The following is a 25685-nucleotide window of genomic DNA, read 5'->3' as shown; positions in this document are numbered from 1 at the left end:
AGTGCGTCAGCTCACCTACGACGGGGTGCCCATCCCCGGTCTGAACGACCTGGTCCGGACGGCCATCCGGCTGCATCCCGCGCCGGGAGTCCCCGGTCCGGACGAAAGCCACTTCGGCGGCCCGCTGCTCTGGCCGTCGGACGAGCCGTGGCCGGAGTGCCCGGTGACCTGGCCGCCCGACCCGGACGCGTCCGACGACGCGTGGACGGGCGGGCATCCGCTCGACGAGCCGGTCCCGGCGATGGTCGTCGCGGCGCAGTTCTTCCGCGACGACTTCCCGGAGCTGCCCTTCCCGGAGGGCACCGACGTCCTGCAGATCCTGTTCTGCCCGATGGACCACGACAGCCCGCACCAGCAGGGGCCCGCGGTCCGGCTGGTCTGGCGTGACGCGGGCGAGGTGCGGGACATCGCGGACCCGCCTCCGGCCCCCGAGAACGCCGAAGCCGCCTACGTGCCGGATCCCTGCGTTTTCGAACCGTGCTCGATCGACGAGCTGCCCCGGCTCTGCGACTTCCCGGCGGAGACCCGCGCCGCGCTCGGCATTCCCGAGGGCGCGGGCGACGACCCGGAGGGCTGGCCGGAGCTGGACCAGTACTCGAAGATCGGCGGCTGGACCGCCTGGGACGCGACCGATCGGCACGAGCTGGGCTGCCGGGAGTGCGGCGCCGACCTGCGCCAGACGATCGCGCTGGCCTCGGAGGAGCACGAGGTCGGCTGCGGATGCGAGGTCGCCGAGGGCGAGGCGGCGGGCTGGTCCTTCCACCGCCAGGGGGTGCTGAACGTCTTCACGTGCCCGACCGACGTCACGCATCCCTTCAAGGTCCGGATCGATTAGCCGGGCGGTAGCAAAGGTCCCCCGCTCCAGTGCTGGAAGACCAGGTTCGTGTGCACCCGGGCGACCTCGTCGCGGGCGGTCAGTTCGTCGAGCACCAGCCGTTGCAGCTCGGTCGCCGAAGCGGTGGCGACGTGCGCGAGGAAGTCGTCCGGGCCGGTCAGGTGGTAGACGGCGCGGACCTCGGGCAGGGCGAGCAGATGCTCGACGAACGAATCGACCAGCGCGCGCCGGTGCGGACGGACCTGCACGAACAGGAGCGCTTCGAGCGGGCGGCCGAGCTTGGCCGCGTCCACCTCGGCGCGCTGGCCGATGATCACCCCGAGCTCGCGCAGCCGGTTGACGCGATCGAGACAGGTCGAGGGCGCGACGCCGACTTCGGCCGCCAGATCCTTGTTCGAGATCCGGGCGTCGTTCTGCAAGAGCCGCAGAATTCGAAGATCAACCGTACTCAGTTCGACGGAATCCGACATCAGCGAATGATATCCGAGGATATTGCGGACAATCCGAAGAAAATCGCACTATCTGGAGTATGACCGCAACGCTGCGCACCCGAGCCGTCCACGCCGGCCGTGACGATCTCACGGACCTCGGCGTCCACGCCGCTCCGCTCGACCTGTCCACGACCTACCCGTCGCGGGACAGCGTCGAGGAGGCGGGCCGCATCGACGAATTCGCCGCCTCGGGATCACTGTCCGGGCTCCCGGTCTACGGGCGGCTGAGCAACCCGACCGTCGAACGCTTCGAGAAGGCGCTGGCCGAACTCGAAGGATTCGACGACGCCGTCGCGTTCGCCACCGGCATGGCCGCGGTCTCGGCGTCGCTGCTCGCCGCCGTCGCGCAGGGCAAACGGCATGTCGTCGCCGTCCGGCCTGTCTACGGCTGCACCGATCACATGCTCACGTCCGGTCTGCTCGGTACCGAGGTGACCTGGGCCGATCCGGAAGGCGTCGCGTCGGCGCTGCGGCCCGACACCGGGTTGGTGCTGCTCGAAACCCCCGCGAACCCGACCCTGCGCGAGGTCGACATCGCCGAGATCGTGCGTGCCGCGGGCGAGGTCCCGGTGCTGGTCGACAACACCTTCGCGACTCCCGTGCTCCAGCGGCCGGGGCGCCACGGTGCCCGATTCGTCCTGCACAGCGCGACCAAGTTCCTCGGCGGGCACGGCGACGTCATGGGCGGCGTGGTCGCTTGCAGTGCCGAAGACGCGGGGATGCTGCGGCAGATCCGCTTCGCCACCGGAGGCGTGCTGCACCCGCTCGCCGGGTACATGCTGCTTCGCGGCCTCTCGACTCTTCCGCTGCGCGTCAACGCCGCGTCCGCGACGGCCGCCGAACTCGTCGAGCGGCTTCGCGGCCACGCGAACGTGAGTGCCGTGCACTACCCGGCCGTCGGTGGTCCGTTGATCGCGTTCGAGGTCGAGGGCGATCCGCACGCGCTCATCGGCGCGGTCCGGCTGATCACCCCGGCCGTCAGCCTCGGCAGTGTGGATTCGCTCATCCAGCATCCCGCCTCGATCAGCCACCGGATCGTCGCCGAGGACGACCGGCGCGGCGCGGGGGTCACCGACCGGCTCATCCGCATGTCGGTGGGACTGGAGGACGTCGAGGACCTGTGGCACGACCTGGATCAGGCCCTCAAGTCTTGCTGAATTCTGCGATCGTCATCACCGGGATGTCGACAAATCGTCCGGCCTGGCTAACCTGGTCGGGTGAAAGATCTGGTCTCGTCCTGGGTGGAATCTTCGGCTCGTAGCACGCTTTCCCGGCTGCACCAGCAGATCGGTGTGGCCGGGCTCGCCGCGGCGGCGGCCGTGCCCGGGCTGTCGGCCGTCTTCGATCAGCACTCCGCCGCGGTGCGGGACATCCTCGCGGCGGGGGTCGAAGGTTCGGCGGCGGTCGCCGGGGTCGTCCTTCTCGCCGGCTACACGCGCGGGCTGCTCGACGAGGCGAAGGCCAAGGGGTGGACGTTCCGCATCCCGGCCGATCTGCCCGCCTGGACCACCAGCGACTGGATGACCGCGCGGCTGGTCGGCGTGTGTTCGCTGGCCGCCTCGATGGACGACCGGCGGACCCAGCCGACCGGGAACGGGTAGGGCGGCCGGACGCCCCACCCGCTCCCGTGGAAGGTCAGCGGTACTCCGGCGGAGGGGGCATGTTTCCACCGGGGGGCCGCTGGCCGGGATCCTGGTGCTGGGGCATCTGACCCTGGCTGGGCGGGAACTGCTGGTGCTGAGTCGGCGCGTTCGGGTTCGCGGCGTGATGCCCGGCGGACACCGGCTGGTGGACCGTCGTCCGCTCGGCAGGCACCTCACCCGAGCGGCCGGCGTCCTCGCGACCGCGCTGGTAGGCCTCGGCCTGCGCCTTCGCGGCGGGGATCTCCGCCTCGGCCCGGCCGAGCCAGGTCTCCCAGCGCTGCTGCATCGGCTTGATGAGACCACCACCGACACCGACGACTGCGATCCCGCCGACCGTGGCGAGCACGGTGATCAGCACCGGCATCGTGACCGCGGTGGCCACGCCGATCTGGTTCAGCGCGGCGATCGCGCCGAGGCCCCAGATGAACACCGAGGCGATGGTGGCGAGCACCTTGCCGTAGGAGACACCGCCGAGGGCGTTGCCGATCAGGTCCTTGACCGCCTTGGCGACCGCGCCGGCGATCACCACGATGACGATCGCGACGATGGCGCGCGGCAGCCACGCGACGATGTCGTTGAGCAGCGCGCTCACCGGGTTCGGACCGAACACGCCGAACGCGAACTGCAGGGCGATCAGCAGGATCGCGTAGTAGACGATCTTGCTGATGATGCTCGACGCGTCGAACTGGCTGCGCGCGAGCATCTGCTTGAAGCCCCCGCGTTCGAGGAGCCGGTTGAACCCGACCTTCTCGAGCACCATGCTCACGGCCTTCGAGAGCGCCTTGGCGATCAGCCAGCCGATGAACAGGATGACCAGGAACGCGAGCAGTTTCGGGACGAAGGTGGCGACCGAACTCCAGGCGCTCGACACGCCCTGACCGAAGTCGACGGCCGCCAGTGCTGATGTGGCCACTGGACTTTCTCCCTTCCCACCACTGGAGCTTCCAGACTGGTGGGAAGGGGGTACCCGCCGTTCGGGCGATCACACGTTGCGCCACCCGAACGGGTGGGTCAACTGCAGCAGCCGCCTCCGCAGCAACCGCCTCCACCTGCGGGAACAGGGGCGGGACCGGAGGCCGACCCGGTCAGCGCGACGGTCGTCAGCAGTTTGACGGTGTCCTGGTGGCCCTCCGGGCACGGCGCGGGCGCACCGGACTCGCTCATCGGCCGCAGCAGTTCGAAGGTTCCGGCGCATTCGCGGCAGCGGTAGGCGTAAGTCGGCATGCCGGCATTATCCCATCTCCTTCCGGCCTCCGGGATGGCAAGCTGGCCGGGTGGAACTGCCTGTCGCGGCGCATGTGCCGCACCTCGGCCAAGTCGTCCCGTCCGTGCTCTCCGCCCTCGGCGCCGACGGGTTCGTGAACTCCCTGAGCCTGGCGGAGGCGTCCAGTGCCTGCGTCCTGCTCATCGACGGTCTCGGCTGGGAACTGCTGGCCGAGCACGCCGCCGACGCGCCCGTGCTCACCCAGCTGGCGAAGTCGCCGCTGCGGGTCGGTTTCCCGGCGACGACGGCGGCCGGTCTCGGCGCGATCGGCACCGGGCTGGCGTCGGGGGAGCACGGACTGGTCGGCTACAGCTTCGAGGTGCCGGGCACCGGCGTCCTGAACGCGCTGCGCTGGAGCAGCCATGTGGACGGCGGCGATCTCCGCGGCGCGCTGCCGCCGCGCGAGGTGCAGCCGCTGCCGACGACGTTCGAACGCGCGGCGGCCGCCGGGATCACGACGAGCGTGGTGTCTTCGGCGAAGTTCGCCGACACCGCGCTCACCCGCGCGACGCAGTCCGGTGCGCGTTACGTGGGTGTCCACGCGCTCGGCGACCTCGCCGCCTGTGTCCTGCACTGCCTCGAAATGCGGCCGGCGTTCTGCTGGGGCTACCACAGCGAACTCGACATGCTCGGCCACATCTACGGGCCGGGTTCGGCGCCGTGGCGGATGCAGCTGCGGCAGGTCGACAGGCTGGTGGAGTCCATTGTGGACGGATTGTCACCCGGTGCGCTCCTCGCCGTCGTGGCCGACCACGGCATGGTGACGGTCGAGGGTGCGCTCGACATCGACGAGACCCCCGCGCTGCTCGGCGGCGTCCGGGCGATCGGGGGCGAGGTCCGGGCACGGCACGTCTACAGCGAACCGGGTGCGGAGGCCGACGTCCTGGCCGCCTGGAGCGAGGTCATCGGTGACCGGGCGTGGATCCTCCCGCGCGACGAGGCCATCGAGGCGGGCTGGTTCGGGCCCGTCTCCGACCGGGTGCGCCCGCGTATCGGCGACGTGGTCGTGGCGTCGAAGGGACGGTTCGGGCTCGTGCGGGAACTGGCCGAGGCCGTCGAGTCCTCCTTGGTCGGCCAGCACGGCTCGCTGACCCCGGCCGAACAACTCGTCCCGTTGGTCCTCGCGCGCCGTTGACCCGCATTTAGTCCTCTGAATGCGGTAGTTGCACACGCAAGGACCGCATTCAGAGGACCAAATGCGTCAGGCGGGCTTCCTGGCCGAGAACTTCACGGAGCGCTTGGGCACGTGGTCGACCTTGATGTCGGTGAACCCGGCGTCGGTGAGCCGGGGCCAGAGCGAAACCGGGTCGAGGGCGTTCATCGTGTCGCCGATGTGGAGCAGCCGGAACGGCAGACTCTCCAGGCTGTCGATCGCGCGCAGAACGCCGCCGGGGCGGAGCACGCGGAACGCCTCGGCGAAGATCGCGTCCTGCAACGCCGTCGTCGGCACGTGGTGCAGCATCGTGAAACAGACGACCGCCGAGAACTCGCCGTCCTCGAAGGGCAACGCCGCTCCGTCGCCCTGGACGATCCGCACCCGGCCGTCGAACTCCCGTTTGAGGAGGTCCGCCGACGCTTCGTCGATCTCGACGGCCGTGAGCCGGGGAACGAGCCCGACGAGCGCGCGCGTGGTCGCGCCGAAGCCCGGGCCGATCTCCAGTACGGAGTCGCCGAGGTCGAAGCCGGCGACGTTGCCCGGCATCTCGTGGGCGACGGCCTTCGCCCACAGCGCGGAACTGCAGAGTTTGCGGTGCACCAGGTTCATCGGCATGAACCCGAAGCTAGCCATGACCGGTAGGCGATAGGCTGCCAAGTGATGTCGCAAATCGGACTCCTGCCACCGATGTCGACGGCGATGGTGCTCGGCGAGATGGATCTGCCCGCGGGCACCTGGCTCCCATGGCACGAGCACGACGGCCACCAGCTCGCCTGGGCGGCCCGGGGGATCTTGAGCGTGAACGTCGGTGAGCGGCACTGGGTGCTGCCGCCGACACGGGCGCTCTGGATCCCGGCAGGTGTCGTCCACCGAACCGGCGCCACCGCGCAAACCGTGCTGCGGGGGATCTACGCCGCCCGGGTCCGCTGCCCGGTGCGCTGGCCCGAACCGACGCTCGTCGCCGTCCGCCCGCTGCTGCGGGAACTGCTGGAGCACCTCGGCGCCGCCGACCTCGGCGACGACGCGCGCCGCCGGGCCGAGGCCGTCGCCTTCGATCTGCTCGAACCGGTGGACGTCGTGCCGATCACCGTGCCGATGCCGTCGGACGGACGTGCGCTGACCGTCGCGCGAGCGGTGATCGCCGATCCGGCGGACCGCCGCGGCCTCGCGGACTTCGCCCGCGACGCGGGCGCGAGCGAACGCACGCTCGCGCGCCTGTTCCTCACCGAATGCCGTACGACGTTCGGCGCGTGGCGCGTGCAGGCACGGCTGCGCGCGTCCTTGCCGCTGCTGGCCGAGGGCATGCCGCTGACCGCGGTCTCCCGCCGGATCGGCTACTCCTCGCCGAGCGCGTTCGTCGCCGCCTTCCGCCGCGCGGTCGGTGTGACGCCGGGCGCTTACTTCGGCGGCTGACCGTGGCGTGATCCGCCTTCAGTCACGCGAGATCCGCCTTCAGTCACGCATGATCCGGCGGACGACACGCGTGATCGGATGGATGGCAACCCGCGGCACAGGGATCTCAGCGTGTTGTCCCGCTGATCACGCGAAACCGCCACGCGCTCCGTATCCAAACGTCGAGCGAGCGGGATCACACGGCACCTCGCCGTATACCGTTTCGGCGTGCCACGACGTAACCGGCCCGAACGCGGTGGACGCCCTGACCTCGGCGCGTCGACCGGCTGGGCGCGCTCCGAATCCGCCGCCGACGGCGACTGGCTGGTAAGCACCGTGCCCGGCGCACACGCCACCAAGGACTATCGCTGCCCCGGTTGCGATCACGAGATCCGGCAGGGAACCCCGCATGTGGTCGCCTGGCCCGCCGACGACACCGGCGGGGTCGCCGACCGCCGCCATTGGCACAAGGCGTGCTGGGGCGCGCGGTCCCGCCGCCGCCCTGGCCGCTGGTGATTCAGCGCCGCAGGTGCAGTGAAGGTTCGCCCGCGAATTCCTCCTCCGTGTGGATCGTGAAACCGAGCCGCTCGGCGACCCGGATCGAAGGTTTGTTGGACACCATGATGTTGGCGATCACCGGCACGTCGGGGATCTCCCGCTCCGCCCATGCGACGACGGCGGCCGCCATCTCCGTGGCGTAGCCCTTGCCCCAGGTGAACGGCCAGAAGCGGTACGCGAGGTTCAGCACGCGCTCGCCGTTCCGTTCGTGATACCGGACGCCGCCGAAGCCGAGGATCGTCTCCGGATCGTCCAAAGCGGACACCGTGAGATAGCCGAACCCGTGCTCGGCCCATTGCTTCATCCAGGCGTCGTAAAGCTCGTTCGCACCGTCGACGGTGTGCGGCTCCGGGTTGAACCTGTTCGTCTCCGGATCGGCCTGCAGCGCGACGATGTTCTCGCGATCCGCCTCGCGCAGCCTCCGCAGCAGCAGCCTCTCCGTCTTGATCTCTGTCAGCACGGATCTGACGGTAGCGCCAGGGTGCGACAGAATTGCCGCCATGAACGCTCTCCCACTGGTCCTGCTGCACGCCTTCCCCGTCGACGCCCGCATGTGGGACGCGGTCCGCGCGCCGCTCTCGGAACGCCTGCGGCTGATCACGCCCGACCAGCGCGGCCTCGGCCGCAGTCCGCTGCCCGAGACCGACCGGGAGCCGGATCTGGCCGACGCCGCGCGCGACGTCGTGGCACTGCTCGACCGGCTCGGCCTCGACAAGGTCGTCCTCGGCGGCTGCTCGATGGGCGGCTACCTGACGATGGCGGTGCTGCGCCTGGCGCCGGAACGGGTGGGCGGCCTCGTGTTCATCGACACGAAGGCGACGGCCGACACTCCCGAGGCCGTGCGGACCCGGCACGATGTCGCGGCCAGGGTGGAAGCGGAAGGCACCGGCTGGATGCCCGAGGCCGTCACACCCGGATTGCTCGCCGAAAAGGCCCGTCCGGAGGTGGCAGAACGACTTCGCGAACTGATCACGACGCAGCCTCCGTCCGGTGTCGCGTGGGCGGCGCGCGCGATGGCGGCGCGGCCCGATTCGCTCGAAACGCTGCGCTCGGCGGACGTGCCGGCGCTGGTCGTGGTCGGCGAAGAGGACGGCCTGACTCCGCTGGAGGAAGCGAACATCCTGGTGGAAACGCTGCCGGACGCGACCTTGGTCGTGCTTCCCGAGGCCGGGCATCTGACACCGCTGGAGGATCCGGCCGGAGTCGTCGAAGCGATCTTGGGCTGGTACCCCGCTTAAGAAACGTTTCCCTCGCCCCTTCCAAGGTATAGCGGACCCCGGGGCTTGCGGCAAGCCCCCATTCCCGGTCCACAATTCGTGCCTTCACGTTTTGCCGAAGGGGGATTCCCATGCGTGTACTCCTGTCCACTATCGGGACGAGGGGTGAGGTGCAGCCACTGGCGGCCTTGGCGGTGCGATTGCGGGAACTCGGCCAGGAAGTCCGGCTTTGCGCACCGCCCGATTTCCGTGACTGGGCCGAAGGTCTCGGGATCTCTTTCGCTTCGCTGGGGCCGGAACTCCGGTCGACCGCGAAGCCGGATTCCGCCATGACCAAGGCGATGGCCACACCCGAGGGGCGGCGCGCGATGGCCGAGGCCATGGTCGTCGGCCAATTCGAGACGATGCCGGAGGTGGCCGAAGACTGCGACGCCGTCGTCGCGGGAATGGCCTTGAACATCGCCGCCCATTCGGTGGCCGAGCGAAAAGGAATTCCCTATTTCTTCACCGCATACTGCCCGATAACGCTGCCTTCATTACACCATCGTCCGCCCGTTTTCGCGGGATGGGCGCCGGAGAATCCCGACGCCGCCATCCCGGCCTTGTGGGCCGACGACGCACGACGATGGAACGAGCACTGGGGCGGGGTGCTGAACGCGCAGCGGAAAATGCTCGGTCTCCCGCCCGTCGACGACGTCCGCGGGCATGTCTTCACCGAGCGTCCGTGGCTGGCCGCCGATCCGGTGCTGGCGCCGTGGCGGGGACCGTCGGCGCTCGACGTGCACCAGACCGGCGCCTGGATCCTGCCTGACCACAGTCCGTTGTCCCCGGAACTGGAGGCGTTCCTCGACGACGGCGAGCCCCCGGTCTACTTCGGATTCGGGAGTATCCGCGCCCCTGAGGAGATCGCGAAGGCGATGATCGAATCGGCGAGGGCGCACGGGCGGCGGGCGATCGTGTTCCGCGGCTGGACCGAGCTGGCGCCGATCGACGACGAACCCGACTGCCTCGCCATCGGGGACGTCAACCAGCAGGCGCTCTTCCCGCGGGTCGCGGCGGTCGTGCATCACGGCGGTGCCGGTACGACGACGGCGGCGACCCGGGCCGAGGTGCCGCAGGTGCTCGTCCCGCAGATGTTCGATCAGCCGTACTTCGCGCGGCGCGTCGGGGAACTCGGGCTGGGGACGTCGATCACCGGGGAGCCCTCCGCCGAAGCGCTGACCCTCGCTCTGGGCGAGGTGCTGCGCCCCGGCGTCGCCTCGCGGGCGCGTCAGGTCGGCGGTGAGGTGCGGACGGACGGCGTCGACGTGGCGGCGAAACTCCTGATGGACGCCGTCTGACCCCTGCATTTAGTCCTCTGAATGCGGTAGTTCGCATCGCCAACGACCGCATCGAGAGGACTAATTGCGGGAGAAGTAGCGCTCCAGGGCGGCTTCTGCCTCCGGTAGCCGCTCCGGGAACCGCCGCGCGATCACGAACCGCCAGGGGACCTCGAACAACCGCCGCAACGCGATGAACGGCTCCAGCGACGAGGGCGCCACATCGGCCGGGTACGCGTCCAACGTCGCGTGCCCGGCCTCCGCGAAGAGCACGCCGAGGTCCCAGCCGAGCGGCCCGCGCCAGGTGTCCTCGAAGTCGAGCCAGCACGGCCCGGCCGCCGTCGCGACGACGTTCCCCCGATGGGCGTCACCGTGCAACGGACGCGCCGCGGTGTCCGGCAGCGCGGCCGCCACCCGTTCGAGTTCGTCGTACAACCGGGGCGCCGCCCCGCCCATGAGGGCACCATGCCGGTCCAGCAACGTCCGGAGTTCGCGGACGGGCCCGAGTTCGGGCAGTTCACCGGGGTAGTCCGCGAGCGCGTCGTGCACCCGGGCGAGCGAAAGCGCGACCTCGTGCGGCGACAGCGTGTGCCCCGGCTCGTGCGGCGTGTAGTGCCAGAGAGTGACCGGGAGGCCGTCGGCGAAATGCGGTCCTGCCGGGGGATCCGTGGTGGGTGAGACGACGAGCACACCACGTTCCGTGAGGTACTTCGACAGCTCGACGTCGCGTCTGAGCCAGTCCTCGGGCGAGGACCGCGCGAGGCGCGTCGTGCCGGGCACCCGCGCCACCACCGGACCCAGTCTCACCAGCACGTTCGACTTGAAATGCAGGACATCGGGGGTGCCGGTCGGGAGCCCGTACCGGGCACCGACGGCGACCGCCGCGGCCACTCCCGCGCGGGTGTGTTCGTCGGTCACGGCGCGATCTTGCCAGCCGGTGCGCGCGACTGTCGGTAGTGAGGGCTACGATCCCCACTAGCCGCCGGAGTGGGTCCCGAACCCGCCCGGCGACCGCAAATTGACCACCACAAGGTTTGAGTGTTGGAGGCAGGAGTGACGGCCGTAGCCCCCAAGCCGATCGCCACGCGCCCGTATCCCGCGCGCGAGTCGGTTAAGGGTTCGTACCTGCTGCGGTTGTTCCGCACGACGGACCACAAGCAAATCGGCATCATGTACCTGGTCACGTCGTTCGCCTTCTTCATGGTGGGCGGCGCGATGGCGATGCTGATCCGCTCCGAGCTGGCGCGTCCCGGGCAGCAGTTCCTTTCGCAGGAGCAGTACAACCAGCTGTTCACCATGCACGGCACGATCATGCTGCTGCTGTACGCGACGCCGATCCTCTTCGGTTTCGCGAACTTCATCCTGCCGCTGCAGATCGGTTCGCCCGACGTCGCCTTCCCGCGGCTGAACGCGTTCTCGTACTGGCTGTACCTCTTCGGCGGCCTGATCGTGATGTCCGGCTTCCTGACCCCGGGTGGCGCCGCCGACTTCGGCTGGTTCGCCTACACCCCGCTGTCGGATGCCATCCACTCGCCCGGTGTCGGTGCCGACCTGTGGATCTCCGGTCTGGTCGTGTCCGGTCTCGGCACCATCCTCGGTGGCGTCAACATGATCACCACGGTGGTCTGCCTGCGCGCCCCCGGCATGACGATGTACCGGATGCCGATCTTCACCTGGAACATCCTGGTCACCAGCATCCTGATCCTGCTGGCGTTCCCGATCCTGACCGCGGCCCTGATGGGCCTGCTGGCGGACCGGCATCTCGGGGCGCACGTGTTCGACCCCGCGAACGGCGGCGTGATCCTCTGGCAGCACCTGTTCTGGTTCTTCGGCCATCCAGAGGTCTACATCGTCGCGCTACCGTTCTTCGGGATCGTGTCGGAGATCTTCCCGGTCTTCAGCCGCAAGCCGATCTTCGGGTACAAGGGCCTGGTCTGGGCGACGCTGGCGATCGCCGCGCTGTCGGTGGCCGTGTGGGCGCACCACATGTACGCGACCGGCGCCGTGCTGCTGCCGTTCTTCTCCTTCATGACCTTCCTGATCGCGGTCCCGACCGGCGTGAAGTTCTTCAACTGGATCGGCACGATGTGGAAGGGCCAGCTGTCCTTCGAGACGCCGATGATCTTCTCGATGGGCTTCATCGTCACGTTCCTCTTCGGCGGTCTGACCGGCATCATGCTGGCCGCGCCGGCGATCGACTTCCACGTGTCCGACAGCTACTTCGTCGTCGCGCACTTCCACTACGTGCTCTACGGCACGATCGTGTTCGCCACGTTCGCCGGGATCTACTTCTGGTTCCCGAAGATCACCGGCCGCATGATGGACGAGAAGCTCGGCAAGTGGCACTTCTGGACCACGTTCATCGGCTTCCACGCCACGTTCCTGGTGCAGCACTGGCTCGGCGCCGAAGGCATGCCGCGCCGGTACGCGGACTACCTGCAGTCCGACGGGTTCACCACGCTGAACACGATCTCCACGATCGGCGCGTACATCCTCGGTGCCTCGACGCTGCCGTTCATCTGGAACGTCTTCAAGAGCTACCGGTACGGCGAGATCGTCACGGTGGACGACCCGTGGGGCTACGGCAACTCGCTCGAATGGGCGACGTCCTGCCCGCCGCCGCGGCACAACTTCACCGAGCTGCCGCGGATCCGGTCCGAGCGTCCGGCGTTCGAGCTGCACTACCCGCATATGGTGGAGCGCATCCACAAGGAGGGTGAGATCGGCTTCTTCGGGAAGCAGAAGGTCAACACCCACCGGGCGCCGTCCCAGGTGCTCACCGAGGCGGCCATGCCGGGTGATCACTCCAAGGACAACTCCAGCGAGAAGTGACCCGATAAGCGGAAACGGCGCGTGCCTTGCCTCACACAGGGGCAAGGCACGCGCCTTTTTTTGCTTTGGCTGAGGGAGACTGACCCCCGTGACGCAGACACCAGTTCTCATCACCACCACCGGTCCCGACAAGCCGGGTGTGTCCTCGGTGCTGTTCGCCGTGCTGTCGCGCCACGACGTCGACGTCCTCGACGTCGAGCAGGTCGTCATCCGCGGCCAGCTGGTGCTCGGTGTGCTCGCCGGCGTGTACCGCGACCCCGAGGGCCTGCAGGAGTACGTCGAGCAGGCGATGGCCTCGGTCGGGATGCAGGTCGACGTGAAGATCGGCTCGGCCATCGGCGCCGACCCGTTCGCCATCGGCCAGAAGGACTCGACGCATGTCCTGCTGATGCTCGGCCGCCCGGTGACCGCGCGGGCGTTCTCCGACGTCGCGCGCCGTCTCGCCGCGCTGGACGTCAACATCGACTCGATCCGCAGCGTCGCCGACTATCCGGTCACTGGGCTGGAGCTGTACGCCTCGCTCGCCCAGGACACTCCGGAGGCCGACGCCGCGCTGCGCACCGCGCTGGCGGACGCCGCTGTCGAGGCCGGGATCGACATCTCGGTCGAGCGGGCCGGGCTCGCCCGCCGCGCCAAGCGCCTGGTCGTCTTCGACGTCGATTCCACGCTCATCCAGGGCGAGGTCATCGAGATGCTCGGCGCGCACGCCGGCGTCGAACCGCAGGTCCGCGAGATCACCGAGGCCGCGATGCGCGGCGAGCTGAACTTCGGCGAGTCGCTGGAGCGCCGGGTCGCGCTGCTGGAGGGGCTTCCGGAGACGGTGCTGGACGAGGTCGCCGCGTCCATCGAGCTCACCCCGGGCGCGCGCACGACCATCCGCACGCTGAAGCGGATGGGCTTCCGCTGCGGGGTCGTTTCGGGTGGTTTCACCAAGATCATCCAGTCGCTCGTGGACGACCTCGGCCTCGACTTCGCCGCCGCGAACGAACTCGAAGTCGTCGACGGCAAGCTCACCGGCCGGGTGGTCGGGGACATCGTCGACCGCGCGGGCAAGGCGACGGCGCTGCGCCGGTTCGCCGAGGAGTACGAGATCTCGCTGGAGCAGTGCGTCGCCGTCGGTGACGGGGCGAACGACATCGACATGCTTTCGGTCGCCGGGATGGGGGTCGCCTTCAACGCGAAGCCCGCGCTGCGCGAGGTCGCCGACACCGCGCTTTCCCACCCATACCTCGACGCCGTGCTGTTCCTGCTCGGGGTCACCAGGGCCGAGATCGAGGCTGCCGACGCGGCCGACGGTCTCGAACTTTCCCGGCCATGAGCGTCCTGGAGCCGCTGGCCGCGCGCTACGCGTTCTGGCTGGGGCTGCCCGCCGAGGATACGGTGGACACCTCCGACGAGGATCCCGCCGAGGTCCGGGCCATGCCGGTGATCCTGCGGATGGAACGGGCAGAACCGCCGTCGCGGACCGCCCTGCTGGAGGCCGCCGCGGCGGCCGCGGTCGCGGTCTGTCTCGACGAACGTGCCGAGCCCGAGGGCGAATGGCACGACCCGCTCAAGGCGTGGGTCGACGGCCGGATCCGCAAGGTCGCCCGGCGGGCGCGCGGTGCGCACTGGCGGGCGGTCCAGGAACTGCCGGGGATCACGGTCGAGGTCGACGGCGCCGAGGCGCGGGCCTTGCTTCCCTGCCGCGTCGTCGAGACGCCCAAGGAGGTCTCGCGGTTGCAGATCTCCGGGAGCGAACTCCCGGCCGACGAGCCGGGGCCCGCGCCGGACGGTGTCCCGCGGCTGCTGCTGAACCCCGAGGTCTCGATGACCGTCGGCAAGGGCTCGGCCCAGGTCGGGCACGCGACGATGATCCTCGCGTCACTGCTGGACGAGGCCGAACGGGCGGCCTGGGCCGGGACCGGGTTCCGGTGCTCGGTGCGGACCCCGCCGGTCGCGACCTGGAAGGCGCTTTGCCCGGTCGAGGATCCCGAAGGTTCGTGGCGCCGTGACGGCGTCGTCGCGGTCCGGGACGCCGGGTTCACCGAAGTCGATCCCGGAACAGTCACGGTCATAGCCCAAAGGGCTTAGCCTCCTATACTCCCCGCATGGGTGACCGGCTGATCGCCGGGCGCTATCGCTTGGAGGAGCGGATCGGCGCCGGGGGCATGGGTGTGGTCTGGCGTGCCACCGATCTGGACCTCGGCCGGGTCGTCGCCCTCAAACGCTCACAGGCCGGGGACAGCGGCCAGATCCGGCGCGAGGCACGGATCGGCGCGGGCCTGCATCACCCGAACGTCGTCACCGTCTTCGACGCCGTGATCGACGGTGACGATCGCTGGCTCGTCATGGAGTACCTGCCCTCGCGCAGCCTCGCCGACGTCATCGACGCCGACGGGCCGCTGCCACCCGGCAAGGTGGCCAAGATCGGGGTCCAGCTCGCCGCGGCGCTCGCGGCGATGCACGAGAAGGGCATGGTCCACCGCGACCTCAAACCGGGCAACGTCCTGGTGGCCGACGACGGTACGGCCAAACTCACCGACCTCGGCATCGCGCAGTGGGCGGAGGTGACCCGCACCGGCGGCGGCCTCGACGTCGGGACGCCCGGCTACGTCGCGCCGGAGATGGCCGAAGGGCGGCAGGCGGGTGCCGCGGCGGACGTGTTCTCGCTGGGCGCGACACTGTTCGCCGCCGTCGAGGGCACGTCGGTGTGGGGAGACGCGAGCGTCGGTCCGTTCGTCCAGCTCCGGCGGGCGACGTCGTACACGCTGGAACCGATCCGCCGGGCGGGACCGCTGGCGCCCGCGCTGATGGAACTGCTGCGGCGCAAACCCGCCGGGCGGCCGGACGCCGTCCGCGCCGCCGAGCTGCTGTCCGAGGTCGCGGACGTCGCCGTACCCGTGCGGACGCGACGTTTCCGGGTGACCAAGCGCGCCATCGCGATCGCGGCCGTCGCGGCCGTGCTGATGTTGACCGGGGGCCTGCTCTACGCCACTAGGGAACCCGCGTCGATCGCGGCTGGCCCGCCGTCCGAACTGGTCGGTGACCGGCGGACGGCGGATCCTTGCTCGCTGGTCGACCCTTCCGTGCTGAACCACCTCGGGACCCCCGAGCCGGACAGCGCCACCGGCAACTTCAACGCCTGCGGTGTCCGGCTGCGCCTGAGCCCCGACGAAGAGGACATCGTCGACATCCGGCTCGAACTGACGACGCCGACGTCGCCGTTGCTGGACAAGCCGATGCCAGGGCGGCTGATCGTGCGCGAGATCCCGAGCGACTCCGAAGACAAGTGCGCACGGGGTATCCCGCTGCCGGACGGCAACCAGGTATGGGTGCACGCCCGGCACATCCGGAATTGGCACGCGCAACTCTGCGACTACGTCGATCCGGTGGCCACGCACGCGGTGAGCGTGCTGAACCGGGAGCCGGTCGAACGGCGTCCCGCTCCCTTTCCCGCCGGTTCGCTCGGGAGTCTCGACGCCTGCGCGCTGGGCGGGGATCTGCCCCAGGCGATCGTCGGCGGTCCGGCCGCGCCTAATCCGGTGTTCGGCAACTGGGAGTGCTCCTGGAACCATCGCGAGACCGAGGTGACGATCCGGTTCGAACGAGAGCGGGCGCCGTTGGAGGACGACGGCAGACGGGTCGCTCTCGGATCGCGGGAAGCCTTCGTCGAGGTCTCGGCCGAGTGGAAGGCTTGTCAGGCCGAGATTCCGCACCGGACCTTCGCCGGCAACGGTCGTGCCATGATCGAGACGGTGGAGATCTACGTCGCGGACAAGGTCAAGCAGCCGCAGGAGATGTGCCCGGCCGCGGAACGGCTGGCCGGCGAGATCGCCCCCAGGCTGCCGCCACTCTGAAAGAGAAAGACCAGGCCGCGTCCTGCCGACGTCGATGGCGGACGCGGGTTCGCCTACGGACACTGAAAGGGAAGCCGTGTCTTTGGAAGTCCAGCGCGACGGTGAGCACCGCTTCATCGGCCGCAACGAACGCGGTGCCGAGGTCGTGATCGGCCGCAAGGGCGCCGAGGGCGCCTTCTCGCCCGCCGAACTGCTGCAGATCGCGGCGGCGGGCTGCTCGGCCGTCACCGCCGAGAACCTCATCACGCGCCGGATCGGTGAGGACTCGAAGTTCCGGGTCGGCGTGACGGCGGACCAGCGGGAAGGCGCTTCGGAGCTCGACGCCGTCCATGTGGCTTTCGACGTCGACGTGTCTTCGCTCGCCTCTGAGGAGCGCGAGGCGCTCGCGGGGGCGGTGGACCGCGCCATCGAGCGGCTGTGCACGGTGAGCCGGACGTTGAAGAAGGGCATCCCGGTCACGGAGAGCTTCCCGGTCGAGTAAGCCCTCCCTCGCGTGCAATGAAGGGGCCTTTCATAGCAAAATTTGCTATGAAAGGCCTCTTCATTGCACTTGGGCTCAGTGTTTGGCCGGGTGGCCTTCGGCACTCCAGACCACGTACGCCTCGTCGGCGTCGGTGGTCATGGCCTCGATGAACTTCTCGTTGTCGAAGCCGGGCAGCGTCTGCAACCGCTCGATCAGCGCGTCGGCGGCCGGGTCGCCGCTGGGGATCGCGGTGCCCTTCCCGTCGGCGCCGGCGAGCATGAAGAAGACGTCTTCCTTCCACGGGCCTTCAGGGATCACTCTGACCACCACCGCGGACAGCTCGGACCACGTGACGGCTTCCTCGCTTCCGTCCGCGAGCTGGCGCCGCACTCCGGTGTCATCGACGCTGACGGTCCGGGATTGTGCGTTGGGCGACTCGTGGGACAACCGGTTCTCCCTGTCTTCGGCGTTCCGTTAACGGTACTCGGCCGTGTTCCAGGCCACTCAGGCCGGGGCGGCGGCGTCGAGGCGGCGCAGCGCGTCGCGGGCGACCTTCGGATCCATGGTCGGCCAGAACGGCGGCAGCGAGGCGCGCAGGAATCCGCCGTAGCGGGCGGTGGCCAGCCGCGAATCAAGGATCGCCACGACGCCGCGGTCGCTGACCGAGCGGTGCAGCCGTCCGGTGCCCTGTGCGAGCAGCAGCGCCGCGTGCGTGGCCGCGACGGTGAGGAAACCGTTGCCGCCTCTGGCTTCCACGGCTCGCTGCCGGGCCGAGGAGACCGGGTCGTCCGGGCGGGGGAACGGGATCCTGTCGACCACCACGAGCTGGAGCGACGGGCCGGGCACGTCGACGCCCTGCCACAGCGAAAGCGTGCCGAACAGGCAAGTGCGCGCGTCCTCGGAGAACTTCTGCACCAGCAGGCCGGTGGCGTCGTCACCCTGGCAGAGGATCGGCAGGTCGAGCCGCTCCCGCATCTCCTCGGTGGCCTGCTTCGCCGCGCGCATCGAGGAGAACAGGCCGAGTGTGCGCCCGCCCGCGGCCTCGATCAGCTCGGCCAGCTCGTCCATGGTCGAGGGCTGCAAGCCGTCCCTGCCCGGCGGCGGCAGATGCTTGGCCAGGTAGAGGATTCCGTTGCGTTTGTGGTCGAACGGGGAGCCGACGTCGAGGCCGGTCCACTTCGGGCCGTCGGCGTCGTCGCTGTCGGCGGGGGCGGCCTTGTCCGTCGCCGCGCCCGGTGCCTTGTCTACCCTGGCGCCGCCGGGCGGGAGACCCCATTGGCGGGCCATGGTGTCGAACGTGCCGCCCAGGGTCAGCGTCGCCGAGGTGAGGACGGTCGTGTGCTGGTTGAAGACCCGCTCCCGCAGCAGACCGGCGACACCCAGCGGAGCGACCTTCAGCGCGGGCGGGCGAGGGTTCGTGGAGAAGCGGTCCCCGGTCAGCCAGACGACGTCGCGCTGATGCGCCTTGTCGTCGTCGAAGGCCTCGAGCAGCCGGACCGCGGTGTCGTGGACCTCTTCGAGCAGCGACCGCGCCAGCTTGCGGGCCGTGGCCTCGTCGACGTCCTCCTTGCGGTCCTTGCCGAGCGCGGTGAGGCAGCGATGCGCGGCGTCGCGGACCGCGGGGATCGCGCCGGTGAGGGCCTGCGGCAGCGAATCCATCCGGCCGGACGGCAGGTCGTCGAGGATCAGGGCCAGCCCGTCGCCCGCCTCCAGCAACTGGTCGGCCACCTCGTCGTCGACCAGTTTCCCGCAGCGCCGGGCGGCGGCGGAGACCATGCCGCTGGTCAGCTCTCCGGTCGCCACGGACGTCACGCGGTCCACGAGGTCGTGCGCCTCGTCGATGATCACCAGGTCGTGCTCGGGGAGCACCTGGTAGCCCTGCAGCGCGTCGATCGCCAGCAGCGCGTGGTTGGTGACGACGACGTCGGCCTTGCCCGCCTCGGCGCGGGACCGCTCGGCGAAACAGTCCGTGCCGATGGGGCAGCGCGAGGCGCCCAGGCATTCCTTGGCGGTGACCGACACCTGGCGCCACGCCTGGTCCGAGACGCCGGGGACCAGCTCGTCGCGGTCACCGGTTTCGGTGTCGGACGACCATTCCCGCAGCCGCGTGACCTCCTTGCCGAGCCGGGAGACGGCGAACGGGTCGAACAACTGCTGATCCTCCGGCTCGTCCGGGGCGCCGGAATCGAGCCGGTGGAGGCAGAGGTAGTTACGGCGGCCCTTGAGGATCGCGAAGGTGGGCTCGCGGCCGAGGGGCTTCTTCAGCGCCTTCGCCAGCCGGGGGAGGTCCCTGTCGACGAGCTGGCGCTGCAACGCGATGGTGGCCGTGGAGACCACGACCGTGGCTTCCTTCTCGACCGCGTGCCGGATCGCGGGAACGAGATAGGCCAACGACTTCCCGGTACCCGTGCCCGCCTGGACGGCCAGGTGCTCGCCGGTGCGGATGGCGCGGCCCACGGCGTCCGCCATCTTGACCTGGCCCTCGCGCTCGGCACCGCCCACGGACTCGACCGCGTGGGTCAGGAGTTCGAGGACACCGGGGAAATCAGCACGGGAGGGCACGGGACAAGACGATAGCCGGGGGCACCGTCAAGATCGTCCGCCCCGTGCAATGAAAGGTCCCTTCCTTGCAAATTTTGCGAGGAAGGGACCTTTCTTGCAGCTCGTGGGGCTATGAAAGGACCGGTCACGACTCCTTGCGGCCGTGCTTGTCTTCAAGGAGAGGCGAGACCAGCGCCCAGGTGCCCGGAAGCAGCGCGGCCGCGACGGCGATCTTCAGCGCGTCACCGATCAGGAACGGCACGACACCCTTTTCGAGCGCGGTCGACAGGCCGAAGCCGGTCGACGCCATCAGCCACGGCACGCCGACCGAGTAGATGGCGAGGTTGCCCAGCACCATCGTCCCCGCCGTGCGCAGCGGCGTGCGGTCCCCGCCGCGGCCGGCGAGCGCGCCGACCAGTGCGCCCGCGAGCACGAAGCCGACGATGTAGCCGGCGCTGGCGCCGAACAGGCCGGAAGAACCGTTCTGGAACCAGCCGAATCCGGCCGCGCCGACGGCGAGGTACAGCGCCATCGACAGCGCGCCGCGCTTCCAGCCGAGCGCGGCGCCGACCAGCAGGGCGGCGAACGTCTGGCCGGTCATCGGCACCGGGGAGCCGGGCACCGGGATCAGGATCTGCGCGGCCGCGCCGGTCAGGGCGGCACCACCGGCGACCAGGACCGCGTCACGGACCAGTGCGCCGGGAACGAGGTCGGCGAGAACCGGACGGGTGCCGGTCACAGACAGCGAAGACACTCAGACCTCCTATGAGTACACGAATGTGAACCGAGGTTAACGTCAGAAGACGGGTCGCGGACCGAATGTCGGCCACCTCACGGTCATCGCGCGTCCACTCGTCCGGGTGGCATGACCCTGCACGGGACCGGTGGTTGGTGGAGGCTGCCGGACATGAGGAAACCCGTTTCGAGGCTGTTGTCGGTGACGATGCTGACCGGGGCGCTGGTGGCGGGAGGTCCGGCGGTCGCGTCGGCCGGGCCCGCCCCCGCGACGGCGGCCGCGTCGGTCGGATCGCTCGACGTGGAGATCGGCGACGAACACGTGGTCACGGGCGAACTCGCGCCGTGCGACGTCGACGGTCCCTTGACCGCGAAGACCCAGGGCGGCGTCGTCGGCGACTTCGCCCGGTTCAGCGGGGGTGAGTCGCGCTGCGGCCGGAACGGCGCGGTGGCCGTCGGCGAGGCGGCCGGGCGGCGGTTCGAGACCACCCTGCTCAAGCGGTTCGGCGGTCCGGTGATCAAGGTTCGCACGTTCATGGCGAAGTGCAGCACCACCGAGGACGGCAGCCTCGGCTACATCGAGTTCGGCGACGTCACCGGGTTCACTCTGCCGGAGAACATCCCGCAGAACTACCGGCTGACCATCGCGGGCGGCAAGGGCGGGACGGCGCTGGCGTCGCTCACGGTCAACGAGACCGTCACGCCGACGCCGCCCGACGGGAGCCTCGTGACGCACATGCTGCACATCAAGCTGTTCCCGCAGGGTGGCGGTCCGGCGAAGGGCGACATCTACCTCGGGACCGCGCGCTGCGACCCGTACGGCAAGAAGAAGCCCTAAGCCGCATTTCGTCCTCTGGATGCGGTCCTTGCACACGCAAGTACCGCATCCAGAGGACGAAATGCGTCAGGTGCGTGAGACGTACTTCGCGGCCGCCGCGACGAACTCACTCGCGCGGGTCGCCAGATCTGTCAGCGACCCTTTCGAGGTGAGCGCGTCACCGACCAGCGGCGTGGCGGCCGCGACGGCGATCGAGCCCGACTCGAGGTACTTCGCGACGTCGGCCAGGTGCACGCCGCCCGTCGGCACCAGCGGGATGTCCGGCATCGGCGCCCGGACCGCCCGCAGGTAGGCGATCCCGCCGACGGCCGCGATCGGGAAGACCTTCACCGCCGCCGCGCCGAGACGCCACGCCTGGTCGATCTCGGTCGGGGTCAGCGCGCCGCAGATCACCGGCAGCCCGCGTTCGTGCGCGCGCTCCATGACCAGCGGGTTCACCGTCGGCGTGACCAGGAAGGTCGCGCCGGCGTCCGCCGATTTGTCCACATCGGACACCTCGCGCACGCTGCCGGCGCCGATATGCGCGTCGTCGCCGAGCTTCTTGCGGATGGTCGCGATGGCGTCCGTGGCGCCCGGCGTGGTCAACGCCGCTTCGAGCACTCGCAAGCCCGCCGCGTGCAGCACCGTGGCGGCGTCGGCGAACCGGCTCGCTTCCGCGGCCCGCAAGATCGCGACGAGCCGGTTTTCGATCAGGGTGTCCTGGAGGTCGTGCTGGATCATGCGGCCGGGACCGGCGCCTTTCCGGTGTAGGTCACGCCCGCCTCGTCGAAGTCCTTGAGCGCGGCGTCAACGGTCGGCTGCGAGCCGCCGACCGTGAGGTCAAGCAGCACCCGGACCTTGAAACCGGCCTTCGCCGCGTCGAGCGCCGTCGCGCGGACGCAGAAGTCGGTCGCTATGCCGACGACGTCGACCTCGGTGACGTCGTGCTCCTTCAGCCACGCGTCGAGCGTCTTGCCGTCGCGCGCGTTGCCTTCGAAGCCGGAGTACGCGGCGGTGTACTCGCCCTTGGAGAAGACCTCGCTGATCGGGACCACGTCGAGCGCGGGGTGGAACGACGCGCCGGAAGTGCCCGCGACGCAGTGACGCGGCCAGCTGTCCTTGAAGTCCGGTGTCTCGCTGAAGTGATCGCCCGGGTCGATGTGGTAGTCGCGAGTGGCGACGACGTGCGCGTAACCGCCTTCCGCGGCCTGCTTGGAGATCGCTTCGGCGGCGGCGGCGCCGCCGGGCAGGCCGAGCGACCCGCCTTCGCAGAAGTCGTTCTGCACATCGACCACGATCAAGGCGGTCCCCATGTGTTGCTCCTGAGTTCTCTTCAGACGAATACGGTCGGGATGGCGGGCTCCCCGTGCGAGAGCTTGAGGCCTTCCCATGGAAGGCTCACCAGCGCCCGCCGAAGCCGCTGGCGCGCGTCGTCCAGCGTGGGCAAATCATCCACTGTCCGGCCGTCCCGGACCAGCGGAATCTGCAATTCGTGGTCGTTCGGTCCCTGTTCCGGGACCTGCGAGGCGGCCGTCCAGATCACCTCTTCGACGGCGGTGCCGGTCTCGCGGTGCCGTCGCAGCGCGGATTTCCGGCCGCCGCGGGATTCCTTGTGCGCGCTGCGCTTGGCGACCGGCCTGCCGTCCACCTCGACGAGCTTGTAGACCATCCCCGCGGTCGGCGCGCCGGAACCGGTGACGACCGAGGTCCCGACGCCATACGCGTCGACGGGTTCCGCGCGCAACGCCGCGATGGCGTGCTCGTCGAGGTCGCCCGACACCACGATGCGGGTGTCCTTGGCGCCGAGAGCGTCCAGCTGCTCGCGGGCCTTGCGCGCCAGCGGGCCCACGTCGCCGGAGTCGATGCGGATCGCGCCCAGTTCGGTCCCGGCCACCCGGACGGCCGTTTCGATGCCCTTGGTGATGTCGTAGGTGTCCACCAGGAGCGTGGTGTCGGTGCCCATCTTGTCCACCTGCGCGCGGAACGCCTGTTCCTCGCTGTCGTGCAGCAACATGAAGGCGTGCGCGACGGTGCCCCGCGTCGGGATCCCGTAGCGGCGGCCGGCTTCGAGGTTGGAGGTCGTGGCGAAGCCGGCGAGGTACGCGGCCCGCGCGGCGGAGACGGCGGCGTACTCGTGCGTGCGGCGGCCACCCATCTCGATGATCGGCCTGCCGTGCGCGGCACCGGACATCCGCGCCGCGGCGGACGCGATCGCGCTGTCGTGGTTGAGGATCGAGAGGATCAGCGTCTCCAGCACGACGGCCTCGCCGAAGGAGCCGGTGACGGTCAGGATCGGGGAACCGGGGAAGTAGAGCTCGCCCTCGGGGTAACCGTCGATGTTCCCCGAGAAGGAGTAGTCCGCGAGCCACGAAAGGGTGGCGTCGTCGACGACGGCCGTCGCTTCCAGCTGGCTCAGCTCGGCGTCGGTGAACCGGAAGTCGGCGATCGCGTCGAGGACCCGCCCGGTACCCGCGACGACGCCGTAGCGGCGGCCGTCGGGCAGACGACGTGCGAAGACCTCGAAGACGCACGGCCGGTCCGCCGTCCCGTCGGACAGGGCGCTGGCCAGCATGGTCAGCTCGTAGTGGTCGGTGAGCAGCGCGGTGCTGGCGCCAGTGGCCGCCTCGGGGAAACCCATGGCACCAGCCTATTCACCCACATGGCCGGACCTGCCAGCCCATACCGGAACGGGCCCGTGACACCATGGAGTGCATGTCCACGCCTGTCGCATCCGAGCAGACGCAGGTTGATCCACAGGGAGTAGAGGTCGTCTCTGAGGACAAACCCTGGCGGACGGTCGTCTGGAACGATCCGGTGAACCTCATGTCGTACGTGACGTACGTGTTCCAGAAGCTGTTCGGTTACAGCCGGGACCACGCGACGAAGCTGATGCTCGACGTGCACCAGAAGGGCAAGGCGATCGTGTCGTCCGGTTCCAAGGAGAAGGTGGAGACCGACGTCGCGAAACTCCACGCGGCCGGCCTCTGGGCCACCATGGAGCAGCCTTCATGAACGGATGGCGCCGCAAGGGCGACACCATCGTCGCGGGGTTCGAGCAGCAGGAGGCCGCGGTGCTGCGTGGCCTGGTCAGCCAGCTGGAGGACATGCTCACCGCGCGCGCCGAAGAGGCGCCGCAGGACGAGTTGGCCGAACTGACCGGCATCCGGATGGGCCCGACCGAATCGCCGGACGACCCGGTCCTGTCCCGGCTGCTGCCGGACTTCCACAAGCTGGACCCGGACAACCCGACCCGCGAGGACATCGACTCGGCCGCCGCGATGCGGTCGATCCACGAGCCCGAGCTCCTGGACAAGAAGGTCGGCGTCGCCAAGATCGTGCTGGACACCCTGCCGCGTGACGGCGGGAACGTCCGGCTGACCTTCGAGCAGGCCGACGCGTGGCTGGGCGCGCTCAACGACGTCCGGCTGGCGCTGGGCACCGCGCTCGACGTCACCGAGGACATGCCCGACGAGTTGCCCGAGGACGATCCCCGCGCGCCGCATCTCGGCGTCTACCACTGGCTGACCTGGGTGCAGGAGACCCTCATCCAGTCGCTGACGTCATGATCACCGACGTCCCGGGGGTGCTGGTCGGGCATCACGAGCGGGTCGGCGACGGCTGGGCGACCGGGACGACGGTCGTGCTGGTCCCCGGCGGCGCGGTCGGGGCCGTCGACCAGCGCGGCGGCGCGCCCGGAACGCGCGAGACCAACCTGCTGGAGCCGGAGAACCTGGTCCAGCACGTCAACGCGATCTGCCTGTCCGGCGGGAGCGCGTACGGCCTGGCCGCCGCGGACGGCGTCATGCGCTGGCTCGCCGAGCGGAACCTGGGCATCCCGGTGGGAGCCGAACCGCACGAGGTGGTGCCGATCGTGCCCGCCGCGGTGCTGTTCGACCTGCCGCGCAGCGAGTGGGGCAACCGTCCGGACGCCTCCTTCGGTTATGCGGCCTGCGAAGCGGCCGTCGGGGGTCCGGTCGCGCTCGGGACCGTCGGTGCGGGCGCAGGGGCGAAGGCGGGATCACTCAAAGGCGGGATCGGGACGGCCTCGGAGAAGGTCGGGGAGTTCACCGTCGGCGTCGTCGCCGCCGTGAACGCCGCCGGCGAGGCCGTGGATCTCTCGACGGGGCGCGCGTACGCGGCGGACCACGAGGTCGACGGCGAGTTCGGCGTCCGCTGGCCCGATCGGCCTGGTGACGTCGAGGCGAAGGCGGCGGGGCTCAACACGACCATCGGCGTGGTCGCGGTCGACGCGGCGCTGTCCAAGGCGGAGGCGCGGCGGCTCGCCGTGGCCGCGCAAGACGGTCTCGCCAGGGCCGTGCGGCCCGCGCACACGATGTTCGACGGCGACACGGTGTTCGCGCTGGCGACCGGCGATCGGGAACTCCCCGGCGGCGCGGGTCCCGTCGCGGCGGCGCGGCGCGCGTTGGTGCTGGACACACTGTGCTCGGCGGCCGCGCGGGTCTTCGGGCGCGCGATGGTGCACGGTGTGCTTTCGGCCACTTCGGCGGGGGACATGCGCGCGTACCGCGACGTCTGGCCCGAAGCGTTCTCCTGACCACGCGTTTCGTCCTCTGAATGCGGTA

Annotated in this window: 29 protein-coding genes; 17 read left to right on the top strand and 12 right to left on the bottom strand. The window is 69.9% G+C overall.

What is annotated here, in order from left to right; genetic code table 11:
- Position 1 precedes the first annotated feature (1 nt).
- Positions 2-835, top strand: a complete 834-nt coding sequence (locus tag AC069H_RS08575; RefSeq protein ID WP_478231811.1) for a YwqG family protein — start codon at positions 2-4, stop codon at positions 833-835.
- On the opposite strand, the gene AC069H_RS08570 is transcribed toward AC069H_RS08575, so the two are convergent.
- Entirely contained in the window at positions 832-1305 is a 474-nt protein-coding gene (locus AC069H_RS08570) for an Lrp/AsnC family transcriptional regulator (protein WP_016336815.1), read from the bottom strand. The genes AC069H_RS08575 and AC069H_RS08570 overlap by 4 nt on opposite strands.
- A gap of 59 nt (positions 1306-1364) precedes the next feature.
- On the opposite strand from AC069H_RS08570, the gene AC069H_RS08565 reads away from it, so the two are divergent.
- Complete coding sequence (locus AC069H_RS08565) at positions 1365-2483, top strand: trans-sulfuration enzyme family protein (RefSeq protein WP_478228601.1); 1119 nt, start codon at positions 1365-1367, stop codon at positions 2481-2483.
- A 60-nt stretch (positions 2484-2543) separates the two neighbouring features.
- Entirely contained in the window at positions 2544-2927 is a 384-nt protein-coding gene (locus tag AC069H_RS08560; protein ID WP_478231810.1) for a DUF6401 family natural product biosynthesis protein, read from the top strand.
- Positions 2928-2961: 34 nt separating this feature from the next.
- Here AC069H_RS08560 and AC069H_RS08555 read toward each other — a convergent pair whose 3' ends face one another.
- Together AC069H_RS08555 and AC069H_RS08550 are read right to left on the bottom strand one after the other, a co-directional pair.
- Positions 2962-3882, bottom strand: a complete 921-nt coding sequence (locus AC069H_RS08555) for a membrane protein (protein ID WP_478231809.1) — start codon at positions 3880-3882, stop codon at positions 2962-2964.
- 98 nt (positions 3883-3980) lie between these two features.
- Positions 3981-4193: an FmdB family zinc ribbon protein gene (locus AC069H_RS08550; RefSeq protein WP_038508997.1), complete on the bottom strand. Its 213-nt coding sequence runs from the start codon at positions 4191-4193 to the stop codon at positions 3981-3983.
- A 50-nt stretch (positions 4194-4243) separates the two neighbouring features.
- Between AC069H_RS08550 and AC069H_RS08545 the strand changes: the two genes are divergently transcribed.
- Entirely contained in the window at positions 4244-5368 is a 1125-nt protein-coding gene (locus AC069H_RS08545; protein WP_478228603.1) for an alkaline phosphatase family protein, read from the top strand.
- A 66-nt stretch (positions 5369-5434) separates the two neighbouring features.
- Here AC069H_RS08545 and AC069H_RS08540 read toward each other — a convergent pair whose 3' ends face one another.
- Positions 5435-5998: a class I SAM-dependent methyltransferase gene (locus AC069H_RS08540; RefSeq protein WP_478228683.1), complete on the bottom strand. Its 564-nt coding sequence runs from the start codon at positions 5996-5998 to the stop codon at positions 5435-5437.
- A 51-nt stretch (positions 5999-6049) separates the two neighbouring features.
- Here AC069H_RS08540 and AC069H_RS08535 point away from each other — a divergent pair, with 51 nt between their 5' ends.
- Both AC069H_RS08535 and AC069H_RS08530 read left to right on the top strand, forming a co-directional pair.
- The gene (locus tag AC069H_RS08535) at positions 6050-6802 is read left to right on the top strand and encodes an AraC family transcriptional regulator (RefSeq protein ID WP_478231808.1); all 753 of its coding nucleotides are present in this window, start codon (positions 6050-6052) and stop codon (positions 6800-6802) included.
- 207 nt (positions 6803-7009) lie between these two features.
- The gene (locus AC069H_RS08530; protein WP_478228605.1) at positions 7010-7297 is read left to right on the top strand and encodes a hypothetical protein; all 288 of its coding nucleotides are present in this window, start codon (positions 7010-7012) and stop codon (positions 7295-7297) included.
- A gap of 1 nt (position 7298) precedes the next feature.
- Here AC069H_RS08530 and AC069H_RS08525 read toward each other — a convergent pair whose 3' ends face one another.
- Complete coding sequence (locus AC069H_RS08525) at positions 7299-7841, bottom strand: GNAT family N-acetyltransferase (RefSeq protein ID WP_478228606.1); 543 nt, start codon at positions 7839-7841, stop codon at positions 7299-7301.
- Between AC069H_RS08525 and AC069H_RS08520 the strand changes: the two genes are divergently transcribed.
- The gene (locus AC069H_RS08520) at positions 7840-8577 is read left to right on the top strand and encodes an alpha/beta fold hydrolase (protein ID WP_478231807.1); all 738 of its coding nucleotides are present in this window, start codon (positions 7840-7842) and stop codon (positions 8575-8577) included. The two genes, AC069H_RS08525 and AC069H_RS08520, sit on opposite strands and share 2 nt — an antisense overlap.
- A gap of 110 nt (positions 8578-8687) precedes the next feature.
- Positions 8688-9896: a glycosyltransferase gene (locus tag AC069H_RS08515; RefSeq protein ID WP_478228608.1), complete on the top strand. Its 1209-nt coding sequence runs from the start codon at positions 8688-8690 to the stop codon at positions 9894-9896.
- A 60-nt stretch (positions 9897-9956) separates the two neighbouring features.
- On the opposite strand, the gene AC069H_RS08510 is transcribed toward AC069H_RS08515, so the two are convergent.
- Positions 9957-10793: a phosphotransferase gene (locus AC069H_RS08510; RefSeq protein WP_478231806.1), complete on the bottom strand. Its 837-nt coding sequence runs from the start codon at positions 10791-10793 to the stop codon at positions 9957-9959.
- 135 nt (positions 10794-10928) lie between these two features.
- Here AC069H_RS08510 and ctaD point away from each other — a divergent pair, with 135 nt between their 5' ends.
- The 5 genes from ctaD to AC069H_RS08485 all read left to right on the top strand — a co-directional run bounded on the left by ctaD (position 10929) and on the right by AC069H_RS08485 (position 17027).
- Positions 10929-12707, top strand: a complete 1779-nt coding sequence (gene ctaD, locus AC069H_RS08505; RefSeq protein WP_034308844.1) for an aa3-type cytochrome oxidase subunit I — start codon at positions 10929-10931, stop codon at positions 12705-12707.
- Positions 12708-12795: 88 nt separating this feature from the next.
- Positions 12796-14025, top strand: coding sequence for a phosphoserine phosphatase SerB (serB, locus tag AC069H_RS08500; protein ID WP_340683710.1), 1230 nt, complete (start codon positions 12796-12798; stop codon positions 14023-14025).
- The gene (locus AC069H_RS08495; protein WP_478228610.1) at positions 14022-14780 is read left to right on the top strand and encodes a peptidyl-tRNA hydrolase; all 759 of its coding nucleotides are present in this window, start codon (positions 14022-14024) and stop codon (positions 14778-14780) included. Before serB ends, AC069H_RS08495 begins: the two co-directional genes overlap by 4 nt.
- Positions 14781-14797: 17 nt before the next feature.
- Positions 14798-16546, top strand: coding sequence for a serine/threonine-protein kinase (locus AC069H_RS08490; protein ID WP_478231805.1), 1749 nt, complete (start codon positions 14798-14800; stop codon positions 16544-16546).
- Between the two features lie 76 nt (positions 16547-16622).
- The gene (locus AC069H_RS08485) at positions 16623-17027 is read left to right on the top strand and encodes an OsmC family protein (RefSeq protein WP_478231804.1); all 405 of its coding nucleotides are present in this window, start codon (positions 16623-16625) and stop codon (positions 17025-17027) included.
- Positions 17028-17102: 75 nt separating this feature from the next.
- Here AC069H_RS08485 and AC069H_RS08480 read toward each other — a convergent pair whose 3' ends face one another.
- From AC069H_RS08480 to AC069H_RS08470, 3 genes are all read right to left on the bottom strand, one after another.
- Positions 17103-17456, bottom strand: coding sequence for a hypothetical protein (locus AC069H_RS08480; RefSeq protein WP_126732697.1), 354 nt, complete (start codon positions 17454-17456; stop codon positions 17103-17105).
- A 57-nt stretch (positions 17457-17513) separates the two neighbouring features.
- Positions 17514-19571: an ATP-dependent DNA helicase gene (locus tag AC069H_RS08475; RefSeq protein ID WP_478231803.1), complete on the bottom strand. Its 2058-nt coding sequence runs from the start codon at positions 19569-19571 to the stop codon at positions 17514-17516.
- Positions 19572-19695: 124 nt separating this feature from the next.
- A complete protein-coding gene (locus AC069H_RS08470) occupies positions 19696-20304 on the bottom strand; it encodes a biotin transporter BioY (protein WP_478228614.1) in 609 nt (202 codons plus the stop codon).
- Between the two features lie 153 nt (positions 20305-20457).
- On the opposite strand from AC069H_RS08470, the gene AC069H_RS08465 reads away from it, so the two are divergent.
- Positions 20458-21123, top strand: coding sequence for a choice-of-anchor P family protein (locus AC069H_RS08465; protein WP_478231802.1), 666 nt, complete (start codon positions 20458-20460; stop codon positions 21121-21123).
- A 66-nt stretch (positions 21124-21189) separates the two neighbouring features.
- On the opposite strand, the gene AC069H_RS08460 is transcribed toward AC069H_RS08465, so the two are convergent.
- From AC069H_RS08460 to AC069H_RS08450, 3 genes are read right to left on the bottom strand one after another with little or no spacing between them, the layout of a single operon-like run.
- The gene (locus AC069H_RS08460; protein WP_478231801.1) at positions 21190-21843 is read right to left on the bottom strand and encodes a bifunctional 4-hydroxy-2-oxoglutarate aldolase/2-dehydro-3-deoxy-phosphogluconate aldolase; all 654 of its coding nucleotides are present in this window, start codon (positions 21841-21843) and stop codon (positions 21190-21192) included.
- Positions 21840-22415 carry a nicotinamidase gene (locus AC069H_RS08455; RefSeq protein WP_007028267.1) on the bottom strand — a complete coding sequence of 192 codons (576 nt, stop codon included), beginning with the start codon at positions 22413-22415 and terminating at the stop codon, positions 21840-21842. The genes AC069H_RS08460 and AC069H_RS08455 overlap by 4 nt, the downstream gene beginning before the upstream one ends.
- A gap of 20 nt (positions 22416-22435) precedes the next feature.
- Positions 22436-23740, bottom strand: a complete 1305-nt coding sequence (locus AC069H_RS08450; RefSeq protein WP_340683703.1) for a nicotinate phosphoribosyltransferase — start codon at positions 23738-23740, stop codon at positions 22436-22438.
- A 74-nt stretch (positions 23741-23814) separates the two neighbouring features.
- Here AC069H_RS08450 and clpS point away from each other — a divergent pair, with 74 nt between their 5' ends.
- From clpS to AC069H_RS08435, 3 genes are read left to right on the top strand one after another with little or no spacing between them, the layout of a single operon-like run.
- Positions 23815-24114: an ATP-dependent Clp protease adapter ClpS gene (clpS, locus tag AC069H_RS08445; RefSeq protein WP_005165655.1), complete on the top strand. Its 300-nt coding sequence runs from the start codon at positions 23815-23817 to the stop codon at positions 24112-24114.
- Complete coding sequence (locus tag AC069H_RS08440) at positions 24111-24668, top strand: DUF2017 domain-containing protein (protein WP_034308812.1); 558 nt, start codon at positions 24111-24113, stop codon at positions 24666-24668. Before clpS ends, AC069H_RS08440 begins: the two co-directional genes overlap by 4 nt.
- Positions 24665-25657: a P1 family peptidase gene (locus AC069H_RS08435; protein ID WP_478231800.1), complete on the top strand. Its 993-nt coding sequence runs from the start codon at positions 24665-24667 to the stop codon at positions 25655-25657. The genes AC069H_RS08440 and AC069H_RS08435 overlap by 4 nt, the downstream gene beginning before the upstream one ends.
- The last annotated feature ends 28 nt before the right edge of the window (positions 25658-25685 follow it).

It is taken from the genome of Amycolatopsis sp. NPDC043887 (genome assembly GCF_056435665.1).
Note: the sequence above shows the minus strand (reverse complement) of the source record. Positions and strands in the feature narration are given on the sequence as shown.

Coding starts and splice junctions, on each gene's coding strand:
- AC069H_RS08465 (WP_478231802.1), top strand. CDS start 20,458: ATGAGGAAACCCGTTTCGAGGCTGTTGTCGGTGACGATGCTGACCGGG.
- AC069H_RS08550 (WP_038508997.1), bottom strand. CDS start 4,193: ATGCCGACTTACGCCTACCGCTGCCGCGAATGCGCCGGAACCTTCGAA.
- AC069H_RS08490 (WP_478231805.1), top strand. CDS start 14,798: ATGGGTGACCGGCTGATCGCCGGGCGCTATCGCTTGGAGGAGCGGATC.
- AC069H_RS08525 (WP_478228606.1), bottom strand. CDS start 7,841: ATGGCGGCAATTCTGTCGCACCCTGGCGCTACCGTCAGATCCGTGCTG.
- AC069H_RS08450 (WP_340683703.1), bottom strand. CDS start 23,740: ATGGGTTTCCCCGAGGCGGCCACTGGCGCCAGCACCGCGCTGCTCACC.
- AC069H_RS08460 (WP_478231801.1), bottom strand. CDS start 21,843: ATGATCCAGCACGACCTCCAGGACACCCTGATCGAAAACCGGCTCGTC.
- AC069H_RS08515 (WP_478228608.1), top strand. CDS start 8,688: ATGCGTGTACTCCTGTCCACTATCGGGACGAGGGGTGAGGTGCAGCCA.
- AC069H_RS08565 (WP_478228601.1), top strand. CDS start 1,365: ATGACCGCAACGCTGCGCACCCGAGCCGTCCACGCCGGCCGTGACGAT.
- AC069H_RS08495 (WP_478228610.1), top strand. CDS start 14,022: ATGAGCGTCCTGGAGCCGCTGGCCGCGCGCTACGCGTTCTGGCTGGGG.
- AC069H_RS08455 (WP_007028267.1), bottom strand. CDS start 22,415: ATGGGGACCGCCTTGATCGTGGTCGATGTGCAGAACGACTTCTGCGAA.
- clpS (WP_005165655.1), top strand. CDS start 23,815: ATGTCCACGCCTGTCGCATCCGAGCAGACGCAGGTTGATCCACAGGGA.
- AC069H_RS08540 (WP_478228683.1), bottom strand. CDS start 5,998: ATGAACCTGGTGCACCGCAAACTCTGCAGTTCCGCGCTGTGGGCGAAG.
- AC069H_RS08435 (WP_478231800.1), top strand. CDS start 24,665: ATGATCACCGACGTCCCGGGGGTGCTGGTCGGGCATCACGAGCGGGTC.
- AC069H_RS08535 (WP_478231808.1), top strand. CDS start 6,050: ATGTCGCAAATCGGACTCCTGCCACCGATGTCGACGGCGATGGTGCTC.
- AC069H_RS08520 (WP_478231807.1), top strand. CDS start 7,840: ATGAACGCTCTCCCACTGGTCCTGCTGCACGCCTTCCCCGTCGACGCC.
- AC069H_RS08570 (WP_016336815.1), bottom strand. CDS start 1,305: ATGTCGGATTCCGTCGAACTGAGTACGGTTGATCTTCGAATTCTGCGG.
- AC069H_RS08440 (WP_034308812.1), top strand. CDS start 24,111: ATGAACGGATGGCGCCGCAAGGGCGACACCATCGTCGCGGGGTTCGAG.